General features: G+C 44.4%; 21 protein-coding genes, 2 tRNA genes and 1 pseudogene. 8 read left to right on the top strand and 16 right to left on the bottom strand.

The genetic code is table 11. From position 1 onward, the window contains the following. Positions 1-44: 44 nt before the first annotated feature. A complete protein-coding gene (locus ACZ5O6_RS09700) occupies positions 45-971 on the top strand; it encodes a TIGR01777 family oxidoreductase (protein ID WP_447091395.1) in 927 nt (308 codons plus the stop codon). Here ACZ5O6_RS09700 and ACZ5O6_RS09695 read toward each other — a convergent pair. Together ACZ5O6_RS09695 and ACZ5O6_RS09690 are read right to left on the bottom strand one after the other, a co-directional pair. After that, a complete protein-coding gene (locus ACZ5O6_RS09695; protein WP_447091396.1) occupies positions 959-1417 on the bottom strand; it encodes a hypothetical protein in 459 nt (152 codons plus the stop codon). The genes ACZ5O6_RS09700 and ACZ5O6_RS09695 overlap by 13 nt on opposite strands. Before the next feature lie 77 nt (positions 1418-1494). Continuing rightward, the gene (locus ACZ5O6_RS09690) at positions 1495-2793 is read right to left on the bottom strand and encodes an aspartate aminotransferase type Ic (protein WP_447091397.1); all 1299 of its coding nucleotides are present in this window, start codon (positions 2791-2793) and stop codon (positions 1495-1497) included. A gap of 304 nt (positions 2794-3097) precedes the next feature. Between ACZ5O6_RS09690 and pyk the strand changes: the two genes are divergently transcribed. Both pyk and ACZ5O6_RS09680 read left to right on the top strand, forming a co-directional pair. Further along, positions 3098-4540: a pyruvate kinase gene (pyk, locus tag ACZ5O6_RS09685; RefSeq protein ID WP_447091398.1), complete on the top strand. Its 1443-nt coding sequence runs from the start codon at positions 3098-3100 to the stop codon at positions 4538-4540. Positions 4541-4576: 36 nt separating this feature from the next. Next, positions 4577-4981: a hypothetical protein gene (locus ACZ5O6_RS09680; RefSeq protein ID WP_464283506.1), complete on the top strand. Its 405-nt coding sequence runs from the start codon at positions 4577-4579 to the stop codon at positions 4979-4981. A gap of 134 nt (positions 4982-5115) precedes the next feature. On the opposite strand, the gene ACZ5O6_RS09675 is transcribed toward ACZ5O6_RS09680, so the two are convergent. Together ACZ5O6_RS09675 and nhaD are read right to left on the bottom strand one after the other, a co-directional pair. Further along, positions 5116-5937 (bottom strand): HDOD domain-containing protein, encoded by an 822-nt coding sequence (locus ACZ5O6_RS09675; RefSeq protein WP_447091400.1) that lies wholly within the window; start codon positions 5935-5937, stop codon positions 5116-5118. A gap of 230 nt (positions 5938-6167) precedes the next feature. Next, on the bottom strand, positions 6168-7616 hold the full coding sequence (gene nhaD, locus ACZ5O6_RS09670; protein WP_447091401.1) for a sodium:proton antiporter NhaD: 1449 nt from the start codon (positions 7614-7616) through the stop codon (positions 6168-6170). 326 nt (positions 7617-7942) lie between these two features. Between nhaD and ACZ5O6_RS09665 the strand changes: the two genes are divergently transcribed. Next, positions 7943-8152: a hypothetical protein gene (locus ACZ5O6_RS09665; RefSeq protein ID WP_447091402.1), complete on the top strand. Its 210-nt coding sequence runs from the start codon at positions 7943-7945 to the stop codon at positions 8150-8152. Positions 8153-8177: 25 nt separating this feature from the next. Here the strand turns inward: ACZ5O6_RS09665 and ACZ5O6_RS09660 are convergent, their stop codons facing one another. Beyond that, complete coding sequence (locus ACZ5O6_RS09660) at positions 8178-9131, bottom strand: glutaminase (protein WP_447091403.1); 954 nt, start codon at positions 9129-9131, stop codon at positions 8178-8180. 228 nt (positions 9132-9359) lie between these two features. On the opposite strand from ACZ5O6_RS09660, the gene ACZ5O6_RS09655 reads away from it, so the two are divergent. Then, a complete protein-coding gene (locus ACZ5O6_RS09655) occupies positions 9360-9527 on the top strand; it encodes an alpha/beta fold hydrolase (protein WP_447091404.1) in 168 nt (55 codons plus the stop codon). A gap of 155 nt (positions 9528-9682) precedes the next feature. Beyond that, positions 9683-10849: an ISL3 family transposase gene (locus ACZ5O6_RS09650; protein WP_464283505.1), complete on the top strand. Its 1167-nt coding sequence runs from the start codon at positions 9683-9685 to the stop codon at positions 10847-10849. 330 nt (positions 10850-11179) lie between these two features. On the opposite strand, the gene ACZ5O6_RS09645 is transcribed toward ACZ5O6_RS09650, so the two are convergent. From ACZ5O6_RS09645 to ACZ5O6_RS09595, 11 genes and pseudogenes are all read right to left on the bottom strand, one after another. After that, positions 11180-11256: transfer RNA gene (locus ACZ5O6_RS09645), tRNA-Met, on the bottom strand. Between the two features lie 156 nt (positions 11257-11412). Further along, the gene (locus ACZ5O6_RS09640; RefSeq protein WP_464283555.1) at positions 11413-11730 is read right to left on the bottom strand and encodes a CZB domain-containing protein; all 318 of its coding nucleotides are present in this window, start codon (positions 11728-11730) and stop codon (positions 11413-11415) included. 105 nt (positions 11731-11835) lie between these two features. Beyond that, a pseudogene (locus ACZ5O6_RS09635) lies at positions 11836-12078 on the bottom strand (methyl-accepting chemotaxis protein); the annotation flags it as partial. Between the two features lie 679 nt (positions 12079-12757). Further along, entirely contained in the window at positions 12758-13849 is a 1092-nt protein-coding gene (ychF, locus tag ACZ5O6_RS09630) for a redox-regulated ATPase YchF (RefSeq protein WP_447091776.1), read from the bottom strand. Between the two features lie 109 nt (positions 13850-13958). Beyond that, positions 13959-14546, bottom strand: coding sequence for an aminoacyl-tRNA hydrolase (gene pth / locus ACZ5O6_RS09625; protein WP_447091777.1), 588 nt, complete (start codon positions 14544-14546; stop codon positions 13959-13961). A 162-nt stretch (positions 14547-14708) separates the two neighbouring features. Then, entirely contained in the window at positions 14709-15353 is a 645-nt protein-coding gene (locus tag ACZ5O6_RS09620) for a 50S ribosomal protein L25/general stress protein Ctc (RefSeq protein ID WP_447091778.1), read from the bottom strand. 139 nt (positions 15354-15492) lie between these two features. Next, complete coding sequence (locus tag ACZ5O6_RS09615; protein WP_447091909.1) at positions 15493-16422, bottom strand: ribose-phosphate pyrophosphokinase; 930 nt, start codon at positions 16420-16422, stop codon at positions 15493-15495. Positions 16423-16558: 136 nt separating this feature from the next. Continuing rightward, positions 16559-16633: transfer RNA gene (locus tag ACZ5O6_RS09610), tRNA-Gln, on the bottom strand. A gap of 26 nt (positions 16634-16659) precedes the next feature. Continuing rightward, entirely contained in the window at positions 16660-17535 is an 876-nt protein-coding gene (gene ispE / locus ACZ5O6_RS09605; protein WP_447091779.1) for a 4-(cytidine 5'-diphospho)-2-C-methyl-D-erythritol kinase, read from the bottom strand. Between the two features lies 1 nt (position 17536). After that, positions 17537-18238, bottom strand: coding sequence for a lipoprotein insertase outer membrane protein LolB (lolB, locus tag ACZ5O6_RS09600; RefSeq protein ID WP_447091780.1), 702 nt, complete (start codon positions 18236-18238; stop codon positions 17537-17539). Positions 18239-18279: 41 nt separating this feature from the next. Then, a complete protein-coding gene (locus ACZ5O6_RS09595; protein ID WP_447091781.1) occupies positions 18280-20091 on the bottom strand; it encodes a tetratricopeptide repeat protein in 1812 nt (603 codons plus the stop codon). Between the two features lie 155 nt (positions 20092-20246). Between ACZ5O6_RS09595 and hemA the strand changes: the two genes are divergently transcribed. Then, complete coding sequence (gene hemA, locus ACZ5O6_RS09590; protein WP_447091910.1) at positions 20247-21668, top strand: glutamyl-tRNA reductase; 1422 nt, start codon at positions 20247-20249, stop codon at positions 21666-21668. 127 nt (positions 21669-21795) lie between these two features. Beyond that, positions 21796-22878, top strand: coding sequence for a peptide chain release factor 1 (gene prfA, locus ACZ5O6_RS09585; protein ID WP_447091782.1), 1083 nt, complete (start codon positions 21796-21798; stop codon positions 22876-22878). Positions 22879-22882 lie beyond the last annotated feature (4 nt).

The following is a 22882-nucleotide window of genomic DNA, read 5'->3' as shown; positions in this document are numbered from 1 at the left end:
TGTTTATCTCTGTGAGATAAACAAGGGAACCGAGAATTTTCTTCATGAATATTTTAATCACTGGTGGTACAGGTTTTATTGGTCGTCATCTTGTTGCCGCTTTATTAAAGCAGCAGCACAAGATTGTGCTTTTTTGTCGTGATATTGATAAGGCGCGCAGGCTGTACGGCGATAGTGTGAGTTATGTCTATTATTTTCGTGATGTGCTTATCGACATTGATGCGGTAGTGAACTTAGCGGGTGAACCGATTATGGATAAACGCTGGACGAAAAAGCGTAGAAGCCAATTACGTTCTAGCCGTATAGGGGTTACCCGTCACCTCAATAAATGGATATCGAAGGTGGAGACACCCCCTAAAGTGATGATTAGCGGGTCGGCCGTTGGTTATTATGGTAATCATCCTGAAGGGGAAGCATTAGATGAGTTTGCAAACTCTCGCTCGTGCTTTCCTAGTCGTTTGTGTAGCGAATGGGAGTTTGAGGCGTTAAAAGCAAGATCGCTAGGCACACGGGTGTGTTTATTGCGTACCGGTGTTGTGCTTGATAAAAATGCGGGTGCATTACAAAAAATGTGGACGCCGTTTTCATTGGGTTTGGGTGGTAATGTGGCGTCGGGTAAGCAATGGTTCTCATGGATTCATATCCACGATATGGTTGAGGCCATTTTATTCTTACTTGATAACCCAGAGACTGAAGGCGTATTTAACGCTACCGCACCTACGCCAGTTATGTATCAAGAATTTACCAAAACTTTTGCAAAAACACTAAAACGACCACACGTATTTCCAATGCCCGCTTTCGTGTTAGCGTTGCTGTTCGGAGAGACGTCGCAACTACTTACAGAAGGGCAGCGAGTCATTCCTAAAGGGCTGCTCGATGCAGGCTTTACATTTCGTTACCCCACCATAAAGGACGCGCTTGATAATATTATTCAAACACCCTCTAGTGTATTTGACGGCTACAGCAACTGAGTTTTTTGGCGGTCGCCTTGGCTAAAAATAGCGACTAAGGAAAAACGAATATACTGTGTATCGGTCGTTAGCAAGTCTCTTGCCCAATATTGAATAGAAGATACATCGATCGGTGAGGGTGTGTTTTCGTCAACCACTTTACTATTACCTATTTCCGAAAAATCACAATGCACTTTATGTTTGGATTCTTTCTGCTTGCTATCATCGGTGACGACGACGGCTAATGATTGGTCGTCATTATTCCATTCGACTAAAAAGTAAAGTGAGTCATCTTGTATATTGTCGTATAAATAGCTGATCGCTTTTTCGAGGGTTTGATTAACGGCATGTTTTATCGCAGCTTCGTTATTGTTTTTGCAGTGTGAGTAATAAACAGTTTGTGTATTGTCGGTGTTTTTTTCTGTTGTCCATTCCATTTGAATGTGCTCGTTGTTAATAGTACTCATTTTAAAAAGGCTGATATAAAAAGAGCAGCAATATCGAATAGATAAAGCTGCTCTTTTGATGATGTGACGTATTGATATTATGCTTGAGAAAGTGCTTGTCTTACGGAAGCTAGTTTTACGCAATTAACAAAAATTTGCATGGCTTGCTCAATATCATCCAATGTTGGCATTGATGGCGCAATACGGATATTACGGTTTTCTGGATCATTCCCGTAAGGGAAAGTCGCGCCAGCAGGTGTTAGCTTAACGCCTGCTTCACCAGCAAGTTCAACCACCGCTTTTGCTAATCCTGGTTGCGTATCAAATGAAATGAAGTACCCGCCTTCAGCGCTTTCCCATTCACCTAAATTGTTATCACTAAAATGTGTGCTCAAATGTTTAAGTACACATTCAAAACGTGGTGTTAGTAATTGTGCATGTTTTTCCATGTGCTGTAATAGTGCGGCATAGTCAGGGAATAGGCGGAGATGGCGTAACTGATTCACTTTATCAGGGCCAATACTTAAGATGCCTAATACATCAAGAAAGTGTTTTACGTTGCTTTCCGAAGAGGCAATAAACGCAACGCCAGAGCCTGCATGAGTGATTTTTGACGTCGATGCAAATTGAAGGACAGAATCTTCTGTGCCATGTTCACGACAGCGATCCATGATGTTGGCAATAGATTTATAACCCTGTAAATCATGTACCGCGTAGGCATTATCCCAAAACACACAAAAGTTACTGCTTGCAATATTACCTAATTGAGCAATACGGTCGACGGTTTCATCACTATAAACGGTGCCGGTTGGGTTGGAGTACTTGGGCACACACCACATCCCTTTAATGGAAGGATCGTTTTTGATGAGCGCTTCGACGGCGTCCATATCTGGGCCTGTCGGTGTCATCGCTACGGTGATCATTTCAATACCGAATTGTTCACAAATGCTAAAGTGGCGGTCGTAGCCCGGTACTGGACAGATAAAGGTGATTTTATCGTTGGTGTTTTTCCATGCAGTTTCAGCGGCGGTATTAGCGCCTCGCTGGCCTAGGCCAAATTCTTTTGCAATTAATACAGCATAGAACATTAGTGTCAGGCTACTGTTGCCCTGCGCGAGTACTTCGCTAGGGTTAACGCCCAATACTTCTGCGCCTAGCTTACGCATATCTTTTAGCCCTTCAAGACCGCCATAGTTACGGGTGTCGGTGCCATCAGGTGCCGTATATTCACCCTCTAAGATACCGTCTAGGTTATTGGCTAAGGTTAGTTGGTCGCTAGATGGCTTGCCGCGAGTAAGATCGAGCGACACGTTTTTTTGACAAAAAGCCTGATGTTCGCGTGATAAGCCGGCTTCCCACTGGTGAAGCTCGTCGGCTGATGCATGTTGAAGGTTCAAGTGAATTCCTCGAAGTAAGCAGAAAGGAGGGTACTAGCAAAGACTTATTGCCAGTATTATGAAATATAAACCGCAACATTATAGCGTGTGCTTTTGTAAAATCACCGTCTTAGAGTGAATACTCGTTATTTTTTTAGACAATAGTACCAATTGACCGCTTTTGAGAGTGGTGTGGTTCTCTCTAAAGGAGCAAGATGAGAAGCTAAGTCGATTCATGATCTTGTCATATCTATCCTTTAGGTTATGCTATCTATCATTTCTACCTATTTATTCCATCATCGCTGAACAAAACAGAGAGTATTCCATGCAAAGACGTACCAAAATAGTCGCGACATTAGGCCCAGCAACAGATAAAGGTAATACTTTAGAGGAGCTTATTGTGGCTGGTGTTAATGTCGTTCGAATGAACTTTTCTCACGGTGCGGCAGAGGATCATCAGCATCGTGCAGAACAAGTTCGAGCATTAGCGGCAAAACATCATCGGCAAGTAGCGGTACTCGGTGACTTGCAAGGGCCAAAAATTAGAATTTCACGCTTTGCGGAAGGATCGATAGAGCTCGCTGTTGGTGATAAGTTTGTTCTCGACGCCAGCCTAGGGAAAGAAGACGGTAATCAGCAGGCCGTAGGTATTGATTACAAGGCGTTGCCGGATGATTGTAAAGCGGGCGATACATTATTGCTGGATGATGGGCGTATTGTATTGTTTGTCGAGTCTATCGAAGGGCATAAAATTCATTGTCGTGCTGATGTCGCGGGAACCTTATCCAATAATAAAGGGATCAATTTGCAAGGCGGTGGCCTTTCTGCACCAGCATTAACGGAAAAAGACCTGCAAGATATTGAGCTAGCGGCGAAGATTGATGTGGATTATTTAGCCGTCTCTTTCCCTCGTAATGCGGAAGATATTATTCAGGCGCGTCGTTTATTGGCCGATGCCGGTGGAAATGCAGGTATTGTTGCAAAAATTGAGCGAGCTGAGGTGGTTGCAAATAATGACAATCTAGATGCTGTTATTCGTGCTTCTGATGCGGTGATGGTGGCGCGTGGTGATTTGGGTGTTGAAATTGGTGATGCTGAATTAGTGGTCGTACAAAAACGAATTATCTCTCGCGCAAGAATGTTGAATAAGTGTGTGATTACGGCGACTCAAATGATGGAGTCAATGATTAACAGTCCTTTGCCGACACGTGCCGAAGTATTTGATGTGGCTAACGCGGTGATCGATGGTACTGATGCGGTGATGTTGTCAGGCGAAACCGCAGCCGGTAATTTTCCGGTGCAAACCGTTAAAGCGATGATTAGAGCGATTGGCGGCGCGGAAATTGATCCAAGCGTTCGCCATTCTACGCATCGTATCGATAAGCAATTTCACGCTATTGATGAATCGATTGGTTTGGCTGCAATGTATACGGCAAACCACCTTGAGGGTGTAAAAGCGATTATTGCTTTTACCGAAACGGGTTCTACCACTTTATTGATGTCGCGCATTAATTCTTATTTGCCTATTTACGCGTTCTCTCGTATTCCAAAAACTCAGGCGCGTGTTTCGCTATTTTTAGGTGTGGAGTCGGTAGCTTTTGAAAGTCATGATATGACATCGCATGCGACTAACTTACGTGCTATTGATGAGCTTAAACAAAAAGGTGTGGTTGAAGATGGTGACCTTGTGATTATCACCAAAGGTGACCACGATAACCTCCAAGGTGGCACCAATGGGCTTAAAGTATTACGTGTTGGTGATGCATAACCCGTTGTGCATTAACTAATAGAGGTAGTTATTCGTATGGGAATAGTCGTCACGTTCATTATGCTGCTGGGACTCTGTGCTTATTGCTCCGTACCATGGCTGCATGCTGGTATTGTCTCGGCGCGACCAGTATCAACTCATGTGATATCCGCTTTACTGTTATTGGCTGGATTGTGGAATAGCCTTTGGTTTGGCTTACGTCACCTTGAGCAATTTTGGGGTATCGCTGCACTGGTATCGGGTATTGTTATGGTGATGATGTCTGTATTAATTGCAGGTGACGCGGTGAATAAAACGGCGCGTTATTACTCGTATATTCAACTCGTTTATCGATATATAAAGCCCATAGCCGCTGTTGTTAACGTTGTTTTATTATGCAGTTTTATACTATACGCAGTAACACTAGTGCAATTAAATTTGGGTATGGAAATTATTCGATAGATTAAATTTAAACGACTAATTGACTGGTTCAAATATCGTGTACTAAAAATATCGTATCAATAAAAATACCAGACATTGTCTGGTATTTTTATTTCACTTTTATCAAAAATGAGTATTAAGCGGTTGCTTAGAACTTAGCTCAATAATTCTTCAATGCCAGAATCAAGCTCGTTAATTTCATCAATGCTGTCTAGCATAGTGACAACATTAATACCTAAGGCTTTCGCGTGTTCATTGGGGAAGTCGGCGACGATGGAGTCGCTACCTTCGTTCTGATGAAGGTAGAGATATTTGGCAATAAATACGATGCCAGCCAATTTTTTGTAACCATCATCGGTCTCTGGTGACATTTGATGTTTTACGCCATCGACGATGTCTTCAGGAAATTTCCATCGATGCGCCAGTTCTGAACCGGCTTCTGTAAAATTAAAGCCTAAGTGGCTTTCTTCCATTTCTACACGATCAGCGCCTTTTTCGACAACACGATCAATCTCTTGTGCTTCTTCATTAACTAAAATATGTGTGAGTAATCCACCTATGTCGTGGATCATGCCACAGGTAAAAGCGATTTCTACATCGACATCAGGGGCATGTTTAGCAACCCACTTACTCAATGAAGCCACACTAAAGCTTCTTACCCAAAACTCTTTAATATTGAAACCTTCAGGAGTCGGGAATGCTGATGTGAGACCCGATGCAAGAACCATGGTACGTAACGCATTGAATCCCAGTAATACAACGGCATCATTGACCGATCCGACCGTTCGATGACCACCATATTTCGATGAATTTGCCATGCGTAGTACTTTGGCAGTCATTGATTGGTCTTTATTGAGTTTGGCTGCGATTTCAGTGCTATCGACCCCTTCATCGCCGAAACTTTGTATCAGTTCCTGAACGACTTTGGGGATATTGGGCATGTGTTCGGCATTCGAAATAAGGTTATGTAAGTCCACAGTGTTGTCCTCTACTACGTATGATTAAGTCTTCTTTCAGCATAGAACAAGCGGTAAAAATTGCTAAACTATTCCAAAAAATAATTATGGAAAAATAGCTGAGCACGATAAGTGGTGAGGTGGCTGTAGGCTTTAGAGGGAAGGGGTGGGATGATAGTTAAGACACAACATAAAAAAGGCCACTTAGTGGTAGCTAAGCGGCCTTTTGTTACGTTCAATATGCTGTTCTATTAGAGTACTACGTTATTGAATAGCGCTTCGTTGATCCACAGGTGAGTCATAATACTCGCGATATAGCCTAATGCGATGACCGGTGTCCATTTGAGATGGCTAAAAAAGGTATATTTGCCTGGGGCTTGCCCCATTAATGCAACACCTGCTGCTGAACCGACAGATAGTAAGCTACCGCCTACACCCGCTGTTAAGGTGACAAGTAACCACTGGCCTAAATCCATATCAGGCAGCATAGTGAGTACCGCAAACATGACCGGAATATTGTCGACAATCGCAGACAGTACGCCAACAGAAATATTGGCATAGAGCGGGCTCCATTGCGTATACATGACTTCGGATACCATGCCTAAGTAGCCCAAGAACCCTAGGCCGCCCACGCACATAACGACACCGTAGAAAAACATCAGTGTGTCCCACTCTGCACGTTGTACATGACTGAATACGTCAAACGGTGCGATTTGGTTAAGTTCGGATAGCTTTTTAGGATCGTTAGAGCTGGCTTGACGTTTCTTTTCCAATGATTTGGGTAATGTCTTTTTGAGGAAAAAGCCAAAGAATTGTAAATAAGCCAAACCTGTCATCATGCCGAATACTGGCGGTAGATGTAAGAATGTGTGACACAAAATCGCGGTTGCAACGGTGGCTAAAAAGAGCACTACAATACGCTTGGCGCCACGCTTTAGTTCTACCTTATCGCCGTTCGATGCTGGCTGTTCTTTTGAGATGAAGAAGCTCATGATGACAGCTGGGATTAAAAAGTTAACTAGTGATGGCACAAATAAGGTGAAGAATTGCACGAAGTCAACAATCCCTTTTTGCCATACCATCAGTGTTGTGATGTCGCCAAAAGGGCTGAATGCACCCCCTGCATTGGCAGCAACGACAATGTTGACACAACTAGCAGAAACAAACTTTTTGTTGTCTCCACCTACGGCTAGAATAACCGCACACATAACAAGGGCTGTTGTGAGGTTGTCGGCAATAGGAGAGATGAAAAACGCTAATATACCGGTCGTCCAAAACAATTGTCTAAAGCTAAGGCCTTTAGAGACTAACCATACGCGCAAACCATCAAATAAACGTCGTTCTTCTAGAGCGGCGATATAAGTCATGGCAACGAGTAAAAACAATAATAGTTCGGCGTATTCTAGTAGGTTATGGCGTAACGCATCGCCAATCACATGGTTAGAATCATCGCTGCCTTGATATGTCATCGCAATCAAAATCCATATAAGGCCAGCGGCCAATAATACGGGCTTTGACTTGCGTAAGTGTAGGTACTCTTCTCCAATCACGAGGATGTAAGCAATAGCAAAAATCGCTAAGCAAATATAACCCACGGTTGACGAAGTCATATCAGCACCAGCGGCACTGGCGGCAGCAAATGGCGACGCGAGTGTCGCCATCAAAATAAATAAAATACGAGGGGTAATAGACATAAACATTATTACATTGACCTATTCGAATGAATGAAAAAAAGTAATCATTATTAAGCGCGCGCATCTTACTATATTGGCTCGCTTTGCAGTACTGCTTTATTGTAAAAAGGCACTAAAGCCCTATTTTTTGAGTGGTTTTAGTTTTTTTAGATGATATGAGGGCCTTCTTTGTCATTTTCTCTTACGTAAACTTAGGAGATATCCTACAGATCACTCACGCTGGACAGCTCATAATGTGCCTATAGATTCGTTGCTGTTAATAAATACTTAATTTTAACCGTGGTTAGTAGCGACCCAAATGAGTCTCCAATAGATAAGAAGAGAGGTACAAGATGGACTGGCGTTTTATTGATAACGATACTTTACAAGAGCATGATACGGGTTATGTTATTCAGCTCATTAGTGGTACATGGTTCAATCCTAAAGAGATACGGCCGATCATTAATGCAGAAATGAGCTTTCTAAAGCAGGCGCAATTACTACGCTGTGGATTAGAGTATGTTAACGAACTCTGCCATGGACAAAAGGCCAGTGCTGGTTAATAGCTCATTATATCGGTAGATTTGTTTAGAATATCGACGTTTTGGTATAGGTGGTGAGTTTTTCCAGCGCGAGCTGTCCCAATACTGAGTTTCCGTAGTCATCTAACTCTGGCGACCATACTGCAACGGTATATTGCCCGGGTGCAACAGCGACAATCCCTCCGCCCACACCACTCTTCGCGGGTAAACCGACGTTGTAGGCAAAATTACCTACCGCGTCATACAGCCCGCACATTAACATTAGCGAGTTAATTCTTTTATCGGCAAATGGCCGATGTTCACCTTCTTGAAAGGTTGAATTGCCTCTGTTGGCTAAACACTCTGTCGCACGCGCTAAATCAATACAGTTCATGGTTATCGCACATTGCTTGAAGTAGCAATCTAACGTGTTGTCGACGTCGCCATGTAAGTTGCCCATGGCCTTCAGTAAATTGGCAATGGCTGTATTTAAAAAGCCTGTCGCTTTTTCTCCCGCAGCGACTTCCGGGTCAACGCGATTGTTGATGTTGCCCGATAAAGAAGCAATAAAATCTTCAATGCGTTTGCTGGGGATCGAGCTGCGTGTCGCAATAATATCGGAGATGGCAATAGCGCCAGCATTAATAAATGGGTTTCTAGGTATACCGCCTTCAGACTCTAATAAGAGTAAAGAATTAAAGCGCATGCCTGAAGGCTCTCTGCCTACTCGTTTCCAGACATCGTCACCCGCGATGTCTAATGCCAGCATTAATGCAAACAACTTGGATACGCTTTGTATCGAAAAGGCGGTGTTTGCCTGGCCTACACAAAACTCTTCGCCTTCAATAGTGCGTAATGCCATGCCAAATTGGTTGGGATTCACCTCTTTTAATGCGGGAATGTAATCAGCGACATTACCTTTGCCATATTCAGTCACTACTTCATCGTGAATACGCGCCAGGATATCCGGTAGAGCTAAAGTATCGAGTGGTGAGTTGTTGTGGGGAAGGCAGTGTTTCATGATCAGTAAGTCTAGTATGTTGTGATAAGTATCGCCGCACAATTATGAGTGTTTTATTGGTGCTAATCCACCGTTTTTAGTGGGTTTTGAATCATAGATGCGATTTTTTGGTGTTTTTGATTGTTGAGATATTGTCAGCTAAGTGGTGTGGTTGATGGTTTGAGACGGTAATATCTATATCTATGTATTATACTCAAGGTTGTTATCACTCAAAGGCTGGATTGGCTGATGGAAAGTGTTGTTCAAAGAAATAATGTGATCGTTAAGGGCGAGGGAGAAAAGTCGATTATGTTTGCTCACGGCTTTGGCTGTGATCAAAATATGTGGCGTTTTATGGTGCCTGATTTTATAGAGGATTATAAGGTTATTTTATTTGACTACACGGGGTCAGGTTGAACCTGCTACAGTTTAACGGACACTCTTAATGAGGGACAATATAGTCCTCAGGAGTGTTGTATGACCAGTAAACGTAGCGGCTCTACATCATTAACGGGGGACACCGGTATTTATTAAACTTGATTTTCTGACGATCAATTTAATAGAGGCAACCGATGTCCCACGCAGAAACCATTATAGGCCTTCCCGGTCTTAAAATAGAACGTGTTTACCGTAAACCTGCATTTGAAGTCTGGGCTAAGCCCACTCATCGACCTCAATGCTTGTATTGTCATCGTCATGGATTAACCATTAAGGCGACTCACCAGCGCACCATTAAACACACTCGACAAGGCAATCAGGTGATGACTATTCATCTCCAAGTGCCCAAGTATTACTGTGCGCATTGCCATCGCTATTTTCGTCACCGTTTCACGGGCATACGTCCTCGTTATCGCGCGTCTGAAGCGTATCGATTGGAAGTCTTTGAGGCACATGATGGTGGGGTCACTCAACGTAAATTATCACGGACACACCAGATAAGCCCTGCCACGGTTGAGCGCTGGTATCACCACCACATTGCCCTCAAGCGATCTGAAATGAGTCACCGTCCTTGCCCTCGTGTATTGGGTATCGATGAACACTTCTTTACGCGTAAGAAAGGCTATGCGACTACGTTTGTAGACTTGAGAAATCACAAGGTGTTTGACGTCAAGTTGGGGCGCTCAGAAGCCAGCTTACGTCAGTATTTAAAGGGCTTAAACGAGCGCGACAAGGTACAAGTGGTGGTGATGGATATGTCTGAGACTTATCGTCGTATTGCTCAGCGTTACTTTCCTAATGCGATTATTGTGGCAGACCGCTTTCATGTGGTTCGACTGATTAACCATCATTTTTTGAAAGTGTGGAAAGAGCATGATGCAGAGGGAAGAAAAAACCGAGGGCTCATCAGTTTGATGCGTCGTCACCAATGGCGATTAACTCCCGAACAGCAAGCGAATCTGATGGATTATTTAAGTGACTTTCCGGTGTTAAAAACGCTGTATGAAGCAAAGCAAAAACTGATGAGATTTATACTGCTCAAAACACTCACAGCCCGCCGTACACGTGAAAAATTACCCGGCTATTTTGAGTTGTTGGAGCAACTGAAAAATAGTCCGCTACGGACGCTCGCCAACACACTCACCTCGTGGATGGAGCCTATTGTCGCCATGTGGCGTTTTAGTAAAAGTAATGGCATTACGGAAGGGTTTCACAACAAGATGGAGATGATATCAAGACGAGCTTATGGCTTTAGGAATTTTGAAAATTATCGATTAAGAGTTCTAGCTCATTGTGGCTGAGATGGTATTATTAACCGAGTGAGATAAATGCCTATCCCCCGTTTATGTTACAGAGCCTTTGAAAATTATCGATTAAGAGTTCTAGCTCATTGTGGCTGGGATGGTATTATTAACCGAGTGAGATAAATGCCTATCCCCCGTTTATGTTACAGAGCCAAATTATCGATTAAGAGTTCTAGCTCATTGTGGCTGGGATGGTATTATTAACCGAGTGAGATAAATGCCTATCCCCCGTTTATGTTACAGAGCCTGTTACAGAGCCCAATTTTTTGGTTTTTTTTATATTTTTTGCCAGGTAGATTTTTAAGTTGTTGATTTTAAAGGGGGAAATGGTAGCTACGGCTGGACTTGAACCAGCGACCCCAGCATTATGAATGCTGTGCTCTAACCAGCTGAGCTACGTAGCCATAAAAAAGGTAGCTGTACAGGCATGACAGCCTGTGCTGAGGGCGCGTATTATGGCGATCTCGTTATAGGCTGTCAAGGTAGGTGGCTGAACAAAATGCGTTAATTTACTTTATGTTTCATTTGAGTGAGACGGATTGTTTGAGCCGACGTTCGTTTTACATTTTTGCGGCTAGTCTATCTAGTGCATGCATGAGTTCTGCGCTTGCCTGCTCCATTTTTTTGAAGCTGTCATAAGAAGTCTGTAGGTCGTTGCTATTGGCGGCATTAAGTCCTTTCATTGCTTGCTCATGTACTTTTTTGTGGGGTTTTTCAATCTGCTGAAACTCCGCCTTGCCTGAATGTTCTTTTTGACCTTGGCCTTCGTAATACCACTGCCCTAAGCGGCAGGCGTGATGATCGTCGAACCCAGAGGTGTCGTATTGTTGCTCTTCAAATGCTTTGTAGACTTTGGCTTTGTAGCAAAGATGATCCATCTTTACGGTTTGAATAAAGCTGGATTCTGTTTCCTTAACAATTAGGTCGTGCATAGATTGCGATAAACCTAAAACATGCTCAATATTGGTAATCGAAGCTTCTGACTTTCCGCGTAGCTGTTCGCAGTGGTCGTGGGTATAGCGGATGTTTTCATCGGTGGTTTGTGTGTCTAAGTCAATTTTTTTGACGAGCTCGGCAATCTCACCACTGGCTTCACCGGCACGTTGTGCCAGCGCTCTTACTTCGTCGGCGACAACGGCGAAACCTCTGCCTGCTTCACCAGCACGGGCGGCCTCAATGGCGGCATTTAATGCCAGTAGGTTGGTCTGCTCTGAGATAGTATTGATTATGTCGGCAAATTTGGTGATTTCTCCTGCGGCTCCTTTTAAGTTAGTCACACTATCGTGGCTTTTTTTAGCGCCTTCGCCGATTAATGAAAGATCTTCGTGTGTTTTTTTCAGCTCATCTTTCATTTCTAGATAAGTAATATTCGAGCTTAATAGCTCGGTTGTTTTTTCTCGTAATGTACTTGATGAATGAGCAAGAGATTCACGCACCTCATTGACACCACTATAACTATCGATAATAAGGCCGCTATTGGAGATTGGGCATTTCATTCCATTATTTTCATCTAATTGCGCGCCCATATCCGCTATTTTTTCTAGTTGCGCATTAATCTCTGCTTGTTGTTGCTGGTTTGCTTCGATCAGTGATTGATTTTCTGCCCGTAGTGCATCGATTTCTTTAGAGTTTTGCCAAAACATAAATAAGCCCGCTACTGAATGTTAATGAATACTATAATTGAGTATAGGCAAGATATTGGGCTTTCCCAGTTTTTTTATACAGAGAATGTTGAGGCTAATTGGGTAGCCTTGATAATGGTCATTTAAAGCTGCCTGCGAGAGGAGTGAATGCTGGGCGTGAGAGGTGTGAATAGGGCGGTTGAGCAAAGGTTTACTCAGCCACCCGTTATCAAAATACTGTGTGGTGGTTTAGCGTTTTTTTCGTCCGTAATGACCGTTCAGTTTAGACATTGAAGCGGAAGTGAATAACGTCACCATCACACACGATGTAGTCTTTACCCTCTAGCCGCCACTTTCCATTTTCCTTGGCGCCAGCTTCACCGTTATATTCGATAAAGTCATCATAAGCGGTAATCTCAGCGCGAATAAAGCCTTTCTCAAAGTCGGTGTGAATTTTACCGGCTGCCTGTGGTGCGCTTGCGCCGACAGGGATTGTCCAAGCGCGTACTTCTTTAACGCCTGCGGTAAAGTAGGTGTGTAGATCGAGTAGGTCGTAACCGGCGCGAATGACTCGGTGTAAGCCGGGTTCTTCCATGCCTAAGTCAGCTAGAAATTCGTCTCGCTCATCGTCATCTAACTCAGAGATTTCAGCTTCTAATTTATTGCAGATAACGACAACGACTGCTTGCTCGGACGCGGCAATAGATCTAACGGTGTCGAGGTAGGGGTTGTTGTCAAAGCCTTCTTCATCCACGTTGGCAATATACATAGTGGGTTTGAGTGTCAGTAAGCTGAGGCTCTTTAATTGTTGTTGCTCATCATCGGTTAGTGTAAATGAGCGTAATGGCAATGCTTCATTAAGGTGTGGTTGGATTTTTTCCAGCAATGCTTTCATTGCCATTGCGTGTTTATCTTGCCCTTTAGCGGCTTTTGCAAAGCGCTGAATCGCTTTTTCTACACTATCGAGGTCTGCTAGCGCTAGCTCGGTGTTGATGACATCAATATCGCTCGCAGGATTAATTTTTCCTTCTACGTGTACGACGTTTTCATCATCAAAGCAGCGTACGACATGTGCAATCGCATCGGTTTCACGAATGTTGGCTAAAAACTGGTTGCCTAAGCCTTCACCCTTTGATGCCCCCGCGACAAGGCCAGCAATATCGACAAATTCCATCGTTGTCGCAATAATCTTTTCAGGTTTTACGATGGCGCTGAGTTTATCAATGCGGGGATCAGGAACAGGAACAACGCCGGCATTAGGTTCAATGGTGCAAAAGGGAAAGTTTTCTGCGCCAATGCCCGCTTTGGTCAGTGCATTAAACAGTGTTGATTTTCCGACGTTGGGCAAACCAACAATACCGCAATTAAAACCCATGATGTTGTCCTGTAGGATAGCTAAAAAGTAATCGAATAAGTGTTGTGCGAAAGGCGCGTATGCTATCGGTTTCGTCTTCTGCCTGCAAGCGGTGGCGTGGTATAGCGTGTTATTGCGCGGGGGTGTGTAGTGTTTTCATCGCATCATTCCATTGGCCTGCAAGCACTTGAGGCATTACTTTGCATGCCTGATAAATACTATCTTCTATTTTTTCAAATTCGGCTTTCGGGGCTTTTTTAAGTACATAATTGCTGACGAGTTTGGCGTTGCCTGGGTGATCAATACCCAAGCGCAAGCGGGCAAAATTCTTATTGTTGCCTAAACGGCTAATAATATCTTTTAGGCCGTTGTGCCCTCCATGTCCGCCACCGATTTTAAGCCGTGCGATACCGGGTGCAAGATCTAATTCGTCGTGAGCGACAAGAATTTCATCGGGGGAGATTTTGTAAAATTGTGCCAGTGCTGCAACGGATTTGCCGCTAAGATTCATAAATGTTGCTGGAAGTAATAGGCGAACGTCACGCTGTTCTATCACGCCGCGCCCGGCTGCGCCAAAAAATTTGCTGTCTGGTGTGAGGCTAATGTTGTATTGCTGTGCAAGAGTAATGACAAAATCAACGCCAGCGTTGTGTCGTGTATTGATGTATTCACTGCCTGGATTACCTAGGCCAACAATCAATTTAATGGGCGTGTTCATAAAGCTAGCTCGAATAGTTCACAGAAGTATCGGACGCGCATTATAGAGTGTTGTGTCAATGATAGGGTAGTGCGATGAAGATAATGTTGAGCGTAGAAAGGAGTGCTAAGAGAGGTTTTTGTTGCGGCTAACTATGTAGCCGCAACAAAAATGATAGAAGAATTATTCTTCGCCAGCGTCTTCGCTGCTTTCTTCGCTATCTGCATCGTCAGCAGATGCGCCTTTAGGTTTGTTGATCGTGGCAACAGGCAAGTCATGGTCGTGACCGTGGCTTAGCTGTACTGATTCAACACCTTTAGGTAAGTCGAGATCTGAAATGTGGACGATTTGACCGATTTCGACATCAATCAGATCCACTTCGATGTACTCTGGTAAGTCAGCAGGCAAACAGCTAATTTCTAGTTCAGAGATGCTGTGAGATACCAAGCCACCTTGTACTTTAACGCCTTTGGACTTTTCTTCGTTAATGAAGTGAAGCGGTACGCGTGTAGTGAATTTCTTCGTTTTAGATACACGAAGTAAATCAACATGATAAATTGTTGGCTTAGCGGGGTGACGTTGTAAATCTTTTAAGATAACGTCTTGAGCAGCACCGTCAACATTAACGGAAATGATATGCGAATAAAACGCTTCATTTTCGAGATGTTTGACCAGATCTTTTTGTAGAAGGCTGATCATTTGTGGCTTTTTGCTACCGCCGTAAATAATGCCGGGTACTTTACTTGATTCGCGACGCAGGCGGCGGCTCGCACCTTTCCCTGTTAATTCGCGACTCTCGGCATTCAATACAAAGTCTTCATTTGACATTGTGATGTCCTCTGTTGAGTAGGTTAATTTATAACTATCCGCGACCAGAATATTGAGTGTTATAAATATTGATTAATGCGTGCTTTGTAGCATCGCAGGTCTTCCATAGTGCATGTTGCCTAAATACGTTACAACGAGGTTAGTTAAACATAGCGCTAAGGGATTCTTCGTTGCTTAAGCGGCGGATAGATTCAGACAGCATACCTTTTAGGGAAAGCTGTCGAATGCGCGAGCACGCTTTTGCAGTTTCAGAGAGTGGAATGGAGTCAGTGACGACCAGCTCATCCATTACTGAGTTATTAAGATTGTCGATAGCCTTACCGGATAATACGGGGTGTGTTGCGTAAGCGACAACTTTGATTGCGCCTTTTTCTTTTAGTGCAGCTGCGGCATTACATAAGGTGCCGGCGGTATCAACCATATCGTCAACTAATAGGCATGTGCGACCTTCAACTTCACCAATAAGGTTCATGACTTCGGCGACATTGGCTTTAGGGCGACGTTTATCAATGATAGCAAGATCAATGTTGAGTTCTTTCGCGACGGCGCGTGCACGAACAACACCGCCGATATCGGGTGAAACAACAACGAGGTTTTCGTGTTGTTGACGGCGAATATCTTCTAATAAGATGGGGGCGCCGTAAATGTTATCGACGGGTACATCAAAGAAACCTTGAATTTGCTCGGCGTGTAAATCTAATGTGAGTACGCGATCAATACCAACGCCTACCATCATGTCTGCCACCAGCTTAGCCGTGATAGGTACGCGTGCAGAGCGAACGCGGCGATCTTGGCGAGCATAGCCAAAGTAAGGGATGATAGCGGTTACGCGACCTGCAGAGGCACGGCGCAATGCATCAACAATAATTAATAGCTCCATTAAATTCTTGTGCGTGGGGCTACTGGTTGATTGCACAACGAATACGTCGCGACCACGTACATTTTCTTGAATTTCTACGGCAATTTCGCCATCTGAAAACTGTGACACGTTGGCTTTGCCAAGCGTCATACCAAGTTTATCGACGATGTTTTGTGCCAGTGTTGGGTTTGCGTTCCCAGTAAAAACCATGAAGTCAGCCACAAGAATACCTTTTGATCACCGGCCATCGGTGTAGATGAATGAATGGATATGTTGTCATGCTTCACTGTTGCTAGCTAATGGCTAACAATGCCACGATATAGGTATTAACAACAGTGAAAGAATATGGCTGGGGTGGGAGGACTCGAACCTCCGCATGGCGGGATCAAAACCCGCTGCCTTACCACTTGGCTACACCCCAATAACTTGTCTTCTCCGCCTCTTCTTCTAAAGAGAATCACGGAGCCGATGGTGAAGTGGAGATTGATTTATGCCTTTGGCTATAAAACATTCCCATTCGGTTGGTGTGTTGTTTAATATTGCTTCTGCTTGCGCTTTCGTCGCGAAGCTAGCAAACACACACGCACCTGTTCCCGTGAGTCGAGCATTTTCGTGATTATTCAACCACATAAGTGCTTTTTTCACATCAGGATAATGCTGACAAACAACGCTTTCGCAATCGTTATGACCACCCTGTTCGAAGAAGGCCGCTACTGTAATGGCGGCGGTGTCTCTTGTCAATTCCTGATTTGAAAAAATTTCGGCGGTAGAGACATGACAGTTAGGCTTAATAACAAGGTGCCACTGTTCTGGCAATTCAATAGGGCGCAAGTTTTCACCGACGCCTTCTGCCCAAGCTGAGTAGCCATGCACAAAGACGGGGACATCCGCACCTAGGTCTAGCCCTAGGTGCGCTAATGTGTCGATGGGAAGCTGAGCCTGCCATAAATGGTTAAGTGCCAGCAGAGTGGTCGCTGCATTCGAGCTGCCGCCGCCTAAACCGCCGCCGATGGGTAGATGTTTTTCAAGGGTGATGTCAACGCCGTAAGTCGTTACTGGTAACTGTTCGGGCGGAGAGTGCTGTTCTATATGTTGCTTTAATCGATGCGCCGCTTTGATGATTAAATTGTCTTCATCGTTTACATCAGGGATATCGTGATGAAGCACAAACCTATTGTCGCTTCTTAAGGTAAAGCTAATGCTGTCGCTATAATCAAGTAATTGGAAAACCGTTTGCAGGTCGTGATAGCCGTCGGCACGTTGACCTGTGATATGAAGAAACAGGTTGAGCTTGGCCGGCGAAGGTAGTGTCAATGTGGTCATGTTATGGTGGTGTCGTTGTTTTTACAGGGGGAAGAGCCGAGTGATTGTTGAAATCCCACTCTTTAACAATCAGCGTCAGTGTTGCAGATGTTTGCTGTGCGCGTATTTTATGTGCCAGTAATTGGTTGCCCAATGATGCAACGGGTTTATAGCGAGAATAATCTAAAGTCCACCCATATTGCTGACGTTGGCTAAGTAGGCCGGCGTTGTTAAATTGTTCATTGTTATCGGTGCTTGGTGATAGTGTTAGCTGAGAAGCGTTTGATGGTAGGGGAGAATCGGGTGCGGGCAGCCCAGAAACCCAATAGCGTAATTGCTGGATAGGTAAGTGCCAGCCAAAAGTCTCTTTAATCAGTAATTCTGGTTGATAAGACAGCACTGTTTCTTTGCCGGGGCGCTCAATCGAAATATACTGTTCATTTCCGATTAATAGAGCGTTTCCTTGTCCAAATGGCCCGCTGACTCTAATGCGGTAGGCGGTTTTTTGTTGCTGCCACTGTAAAGTGACCGAGCCGCTATCTTCGCCATTGCGAATGCCAAGCTTGGCGTGCAATGTCCATGAGTCTGGAATCGTTGTCGCGTCAGCCGCTGGCGTGTTGAGCGTTGGAGAGTATTGCGGTGTGCTGCAGGCGCTCAACAATAATAAACTGATAAGACCCGTGACGAGTACATATCTGGCGGTGGTTATGGGTTTTTTCATCATTATTATTCTTTTGAGAGGGAGGCCGGTCACTGGTGTTTGTGTTACCACGTGATCCCTAGTCGTTTGAGTGTGTCAGGTATGTCTTGTGCGTCGGGATTTTGCTCTAAACTTTCTTGCCATATCGCTTTTGCGGCGTCTTGCTCGTTATTCGCCCATAATGCTTCGCCCAAATGAGCAGCAACTTCGGGGTTAGGGTATTGTTTGTAGGCTTTTTGTAAATAGCTAATCGCTTCTTTAGTGCGTCCCATTTTGAATAAGACCCAGCCCATACTGTCAATGATGGCGGCGTCATTTGAGTTCAGTGACAGTGCTTTTTTGATGAGTGCATAGGCCTCGTCGTAGCGTGAAGTGCGAATAGTGAGTAGATAGCCTAGACCGTTTAGCGCAGCAACGTTATCGGGGTCTTTTTCGAGCACATGTCGAAAGTCTTGTTCCATTAATGCTATTTGATCTTTGCGCTCATAAAGCGTGGCGCGATCATAGCGCAGGTTGCTGTTATCTGGAAATGCAGCAATAGCTTTATTTAGGAGAGCCATTGCGGGGATGTCAGCATTGTACTTAACGAGCAGGCTGGCCTCGTTTTCATAGAGTTGTTCCGTTTTGTCGGGGTGCTGTGCGTGCAATGTAGTATATAGGTGTTGCGCACGTTTAATGTTGTTTTGTTCTAGGTACACACTCGCTGCACGGTACTGTGCAGATAAAAAATGATCACCTTGTTTAACCGCAAGATAGTAGGCCAGTGCAGTATCCGTTTGTTCTTGAAAGTCAGCAATGTGACCAAGGTAAAAATTAACGTTATCGGGTTGATAATTAACGTTGAGTAACGATTCAAAAAGCGGTTTTGCTACCGTCATTTTTTCTAATTCTGTTGCCAGTAGCGCGCGAGAGAAGCGAATGTCTAATTGATTAGGTGACTGCTCTGCCAAAATAGTGAACTGCTGGTAAGCTCCAGTGAGATCCGATTGAGAAAGCAGTCTTGCATAGACTAGGCGCAGGCGATGGTTGTCTGGTGACTGTTCAACATACGTTTTGAGTTTCTTTAATGCGGCCTCATTTTGATGGCTAAGTTGTAGTAAACGGATATCTTGTAAAATAGTGCTGGTGCGAGTGTTATCAATGGCGAGCGCCTTGTCTATCCATTCGCGTGCCAGGGCGCTATTATTCATTGCTTGATAGAGTGAGCCGATACCAACATGGACGCCGGCAGCATTAGGGTAGTTGTTGGCGAGTGGCAATAGGCGTGATACCAGTGTGTCGATGGTGTTTTTATCTGCTTGTCGATTGCGGTTCGCCAGTGTTTCAATCAGCGCGCTACCATCAATATTGGGCGTGCTGACCCTCTCAATATTGTTTGTCGCCTGTGCCTTTTGGGCCATTAATCGCTCTATATGGTCAATGGCTTTTAAGGGTTGTTGTAATTCAATATATGCATTGGCGACTGTTGCTAATGCTTCGCTGTTGTTAGGCTCTTGTTCTAACCAGAGCAGCCCCATATCTAGTGATGACTCATGAGTGCGCAAAAATTGTGTGATCCTTGCCGCTCTTTTAATAATCGGTAATGCATCGGTTGTTTTGGCCTGAGCGGTATAATTGTCGACAGTAATATCGTATTGCTGACGAGAAGCCGCGACTTCTGCAACGAGTAGCGAGTACAGAGTGTCGGTAGGAAGGCGAGCTGTCTTTGCAGCCGAAGCATGCGGCGTCTTTGCGGGTAAAGCCGTGCTATTGGTTGATGGAGTGAGAGGGTCTGGTAACGCTTGAGGTTTGCTAGGCAAGGACTTGCAGCCAGCAAGTCCTGCAGAAACAATGAGTGTGATGCAATATGCGCGTTTTACCGAAGAAAAAATATTCATAATGTCAGTGTAAACCGCCAGATCAGACAAGCCAAGAGGCAGGTAAGGGTTATTTTTCGTGGTGCCTGTCGTGCTACAATGCGCGCTATCGATCACGACGATAGTTAATTACGAACACTCAGCAGCAATAGACTCACTTTCTAGCACATTTTATGATTCCTTTATTTGTCTTCGGTATTAATCACGACAGCGCCTCTATTGAGTTGCGCGAGCGTGTGGCCTTTGCTCCCGAAACGATAGAGCGTGCTTTACAGCATTTGATAAACAGTACGCCGGCAACCGAAGCGGCCATCATGTCGACATGCAATCGCACAGAGCTATATATTTCAACCGGTCATGACGATCAATGGGGTTCGTCAAAATCCATTAAAGACGGTGATAGCTCGGCATTGGGGGAATGTTTGTTACAGTGGTTAGGTGATTATCATACGGTTGATAGCGAGCTGCTACGTGATTGTTACTATGTGTCGCAAGGTAGTGATGCAGTAAAACATATGATGCGAGTCGCTAGTGGATTAGATTCGCTAGTATTAGGTGAGCCGCAAATATTGGGTCAAATGAAATCAAGTTATGCCGTGGCACAAACAGCCAACACGCTATCAAGTGAATTGCATAATGTGTTTCAAAAAGTGTTTGGTGTCGCTAAAAAAGTGCGTACCAATACGGCTATAGGGGAAAATCCTGTGTCGGTTGCTTATGCAGCAGTGAATTTAGCGCAGCATATCTTTTCCGATCTTAAGCAAGATACGGCACTACTGATTGGTGCGGGTGAGACGATTGACTTGGTGGCACGGCATCTGCGCCAACAAGGTATTGCTCAGATGATTTTTGCTAATCGCACATTGGCGCGTGCTCAGATTTTAGCGGATGAGTTTGGGGCAAAAGCGGTGCTGTTGTCGGATATTCCTGAACAGCTGGCGCAAGCAGATATTGTGATTTCGTCGACAGCCAGTCAGTTGCCGATTTTAGGTAAAGGTGCGGTTGAGTCTGCGTTAAAGCTGCGTCGACATAAACCTATGTTTATGGTCGACATTGCTGTGCCTAGAGATATTGAGAGCGAAGTAGGTGATCTGGCCGATGTGTATCTTTACACGGTTGATGACTTGCGCGAAGTGATTGATGAAAACAAGCAAACACGAGAGCATGCGGCTAATGAGGCGCATGCATTGATCGATGAGTTTTTAGCCGATTATATGCAAGAAGCGCGAGTGCGCCACTCAGTGTCGGCCATTAAAACATATCGGCAGTATGCCGAAGGTTTACGTGATCAAACCTTAGATAAGGCCTTGCGTGATTTACACAATGGCGCATCGCCGGACAAAGTGCTGGCGCAAATGGCGAATAGCCTGACGAATAAATTGTTGCATGCTCCTACGCACCAATTAAAACGTGCGAGTACCGAAGGCGATCATGCGTTGCTTTCGCTCACGCAAAAATTATTTACCGTTGACGACAGCCGTTCTCATTCTGCTGATGTGTCGATTGTCGCAATGGATGATCAACGAGGGAGCCAGTCGTTAAATAATATCGCTGATGAAGCACAAGCGACTCAACGAAAAAGTATTGATTCACCCTAGCGATATAGAATAAAACCACGCAATACAGAAAGGCCTCTAGCAGAAAGGAGAGGCTTTATAATTATTAAATGCATAATATCACTGCTTCAATGTATTTATGTTACGCAACAACCATGAACTGTAATTTATGAAATCATCTATTTTAGAAAAACTCGACTTATTGCAAGAGCGCTATGTTGAAGTGGGCGCATTATTAAGCGATCCAGATACGATTGCTAATCAAAACCGCTTTCGCGAGCTATCACAAGAATATGCAGAAATTGAGCCTGTCGTGCAATGTTATAACGACTATCGGCAAGTGCTAGATAATTTAGAAGAAGCGTCGGTGCTGTTAAAAGATAGCGACCCTGATATGCGCGCGATGGGGCAGGAGGAACTAAAATCGGCAGAAGAAGAACGGGAGCCGTTAGAGCTTGAGTTGCAAAAATTATTATTACCTAAAGATCCTAATGATCATAAAAATATATTTTTAGAAATTCGCGCGGGAACTGGAGGTGATGAAGCCGCTATTTTTGTCGGTGACTTGTTTAGAATGTATAGTAAATATGCTGAAAAGCGCCGATGGCAAGTAGAGATTGTCAGTGAAAGCCGTAGCGATCAGGGTGGTTATAAAGAGGTCATCGCTCGTATCGTCGGGCAAGGCGTTTATTCACAATTAAAGTTTGAATCTGGCGCGCATCGCGTTCAGCGTGTACCTGAAACTGAGTCGCAAGGGCGAGTGCATACCTCTGCTTGTACGGTAGCGATTATGCCTGAAGCGGATGAGCAGGCAGAAATTGCGATTAATAAAGCGGATTTACGCGTTGATACTTTTCGGGCAAGTGGTGCTGGTGGACAGCACGTGAACAAAACTGATTCAGCGATTCGCCTCACGCATATACCTACAGGGGTTGTTGTGGAGTGCCAAGATGAGCGCTCGCAACATAAAAACCGTGCGCGTGCTATGTCTTTATTGGCCGCGCGTTTGCAAAGTGCCCAAGATGAAGTTGCTGCAAAAGAAATGGCTGATGAGCGAAAAAATTTAGTCGGTAGTGGTGATCGTTCTGAGCGTATACGCACTTATAATTACCCGCAAGGTCGTGTTACCGATCATCGCATTAATCTTACGTTATATCGTTTGAATGAAGTGATGGAAGGTGAAGTAGATGAAGTGATTCAGCCCTTGGTTAATGAGCACCAAGCGGATCAGCTGGCGGCATTATCATCTTAAGTTA

It is taken from the genome of Eionea flava, from assembly GCF_055393785.1.
Note: the sequence above shows the minus strand (reverse complement) of the source record. Positions and strands in the feature narration are given on the sequence as shown.

Excerpts from the sequence above, each read along its gene's own strand:
- ACZ5O6_RS09700 (WP_447091395.1), top strand. The coding sequence starts at position 45 with ATGAATATTTTAATCACTGGTGGTACAGGTTTTATTGGTCGTCATCTT.
- ACZ5O6_RS09695 (WP_447091396.1), bottom strand. The coding sequence starts at position 1,417 with ATGAGTACTATTAACAACGAGCACATTCAAATGGAATGGACAACAGAA.
- pyk (WP_447091398.1), top strand. The coding sequence starts at position 3,098 with ATGCAAAGACGTACCAAAATAGTCGCGACATTAGGCCCAGCAACAGAT.
- ACZ5O6_RS09680 (WP_464283506.1), top strand. The coding sequence starts at position 4,577 with ATGGGAATAGTCGTCACGTTCATTATGCTGCTGGGACTCTGTGCTTAT.
- nhaD (WP_447091401.1), bottom strand. The coding sequence starts at position 7,616 with ATGTTTATGTCTATTACCCCTCGTATTTTATTTATTTTGATGGCGACA.
- ACZ5O6_RS09665 (WP_447091402.1), top strand. The coding sequence starts at position 7,943 with ATGGACTGGCGTTTTATTGATAACGATACTTTACAAGAGCATGATACG.
- ACZ5O6_RS09660 (WP_447091403.1), bottom strand. The coding sequence starts at position 9,131 with ATGAAACACTGCCTTCCCCACAACAACTCACCACTCGATACTTTAGCT.
- ACZ5O6_RS09655 (WP_447091404.1), top strand. The coding sequence starts at position 9,360 with ATGGAAAGTGTTGTTCAAAGAAATAATGTGATCGTTAAGGGCGAGGGA.
- ACZ5O6_RS09650 (WP_464283505.1), top strand. The coding sequence starts at position 9,683 with ATGTCCCACGCAGAAACCATTATAGGCCTTCCCGGTCTTAAAATAGAA.
- ACZ5O6_RS09640 (WP_464283555.1), bottom strand. The coding sequence starts at position 11,730 with ATGGATCATCTTTGCTACAAAGCCAAAGTCTACAAAGCATTTGAAGAG.
- ychF (WP_447091776.1), bottom strand. The coding sequence starts at position 13,849 with ATGGGTTTTAATTGCGGTATTGTTGGTTTGCCCAACGTCGGAAAATCA.
- pth (WP_447091777.1), bottom strand. The coding sequence starts at position 14,546 with ATGAACACGCCCATTAAATTGATTGTTGGCCTAGGTAATCCAGGCAGT.
- ACZ5O6_RS09620 (WP_447091778.1), bottom strand. The coding sequence starts at position 15,353 with ATGTCAAATGAAGACTTTGTATTGAATGCCGAGAGTCGCGAATTAACA.
- ACZ5O6_RS09615 (WP_447091909.1), bottom strand. The coding sequence starts at position 16,422 with ATGGTTTTTACTGGGAACGCAAACCCAACACTGGCACAAAACATCGTC.
- ispE (WP_447091779.1), bottom strand. The coding sequence starts at position 17,535 with ATGACCACATTGACACTACCTTCGCCGGCCAAGCTCAACCTGTTTCTT.
- lolB (WP_447091780.1), bottom strand. The coding sequence starts at position 18,238 with ATGATGAAAAAACCCATAACCACCGCCAGATATGTACTCGTCACGGGT.
- ACZ5O6_RS09595 (WP_447091781.1), bottom strand. The coding sequence starts at position 20,091 with ATGAATATTTTTTCTTCGGTAAAACGCGCATATTGCATCACACTCATT.
- prfA (WP_447091782.1), top strand. The coding sequence starts at position 21,796 with ATGAAATCATCTATTTTAGAAAAACTCGACTTATTGCAAGAGCGCTAT.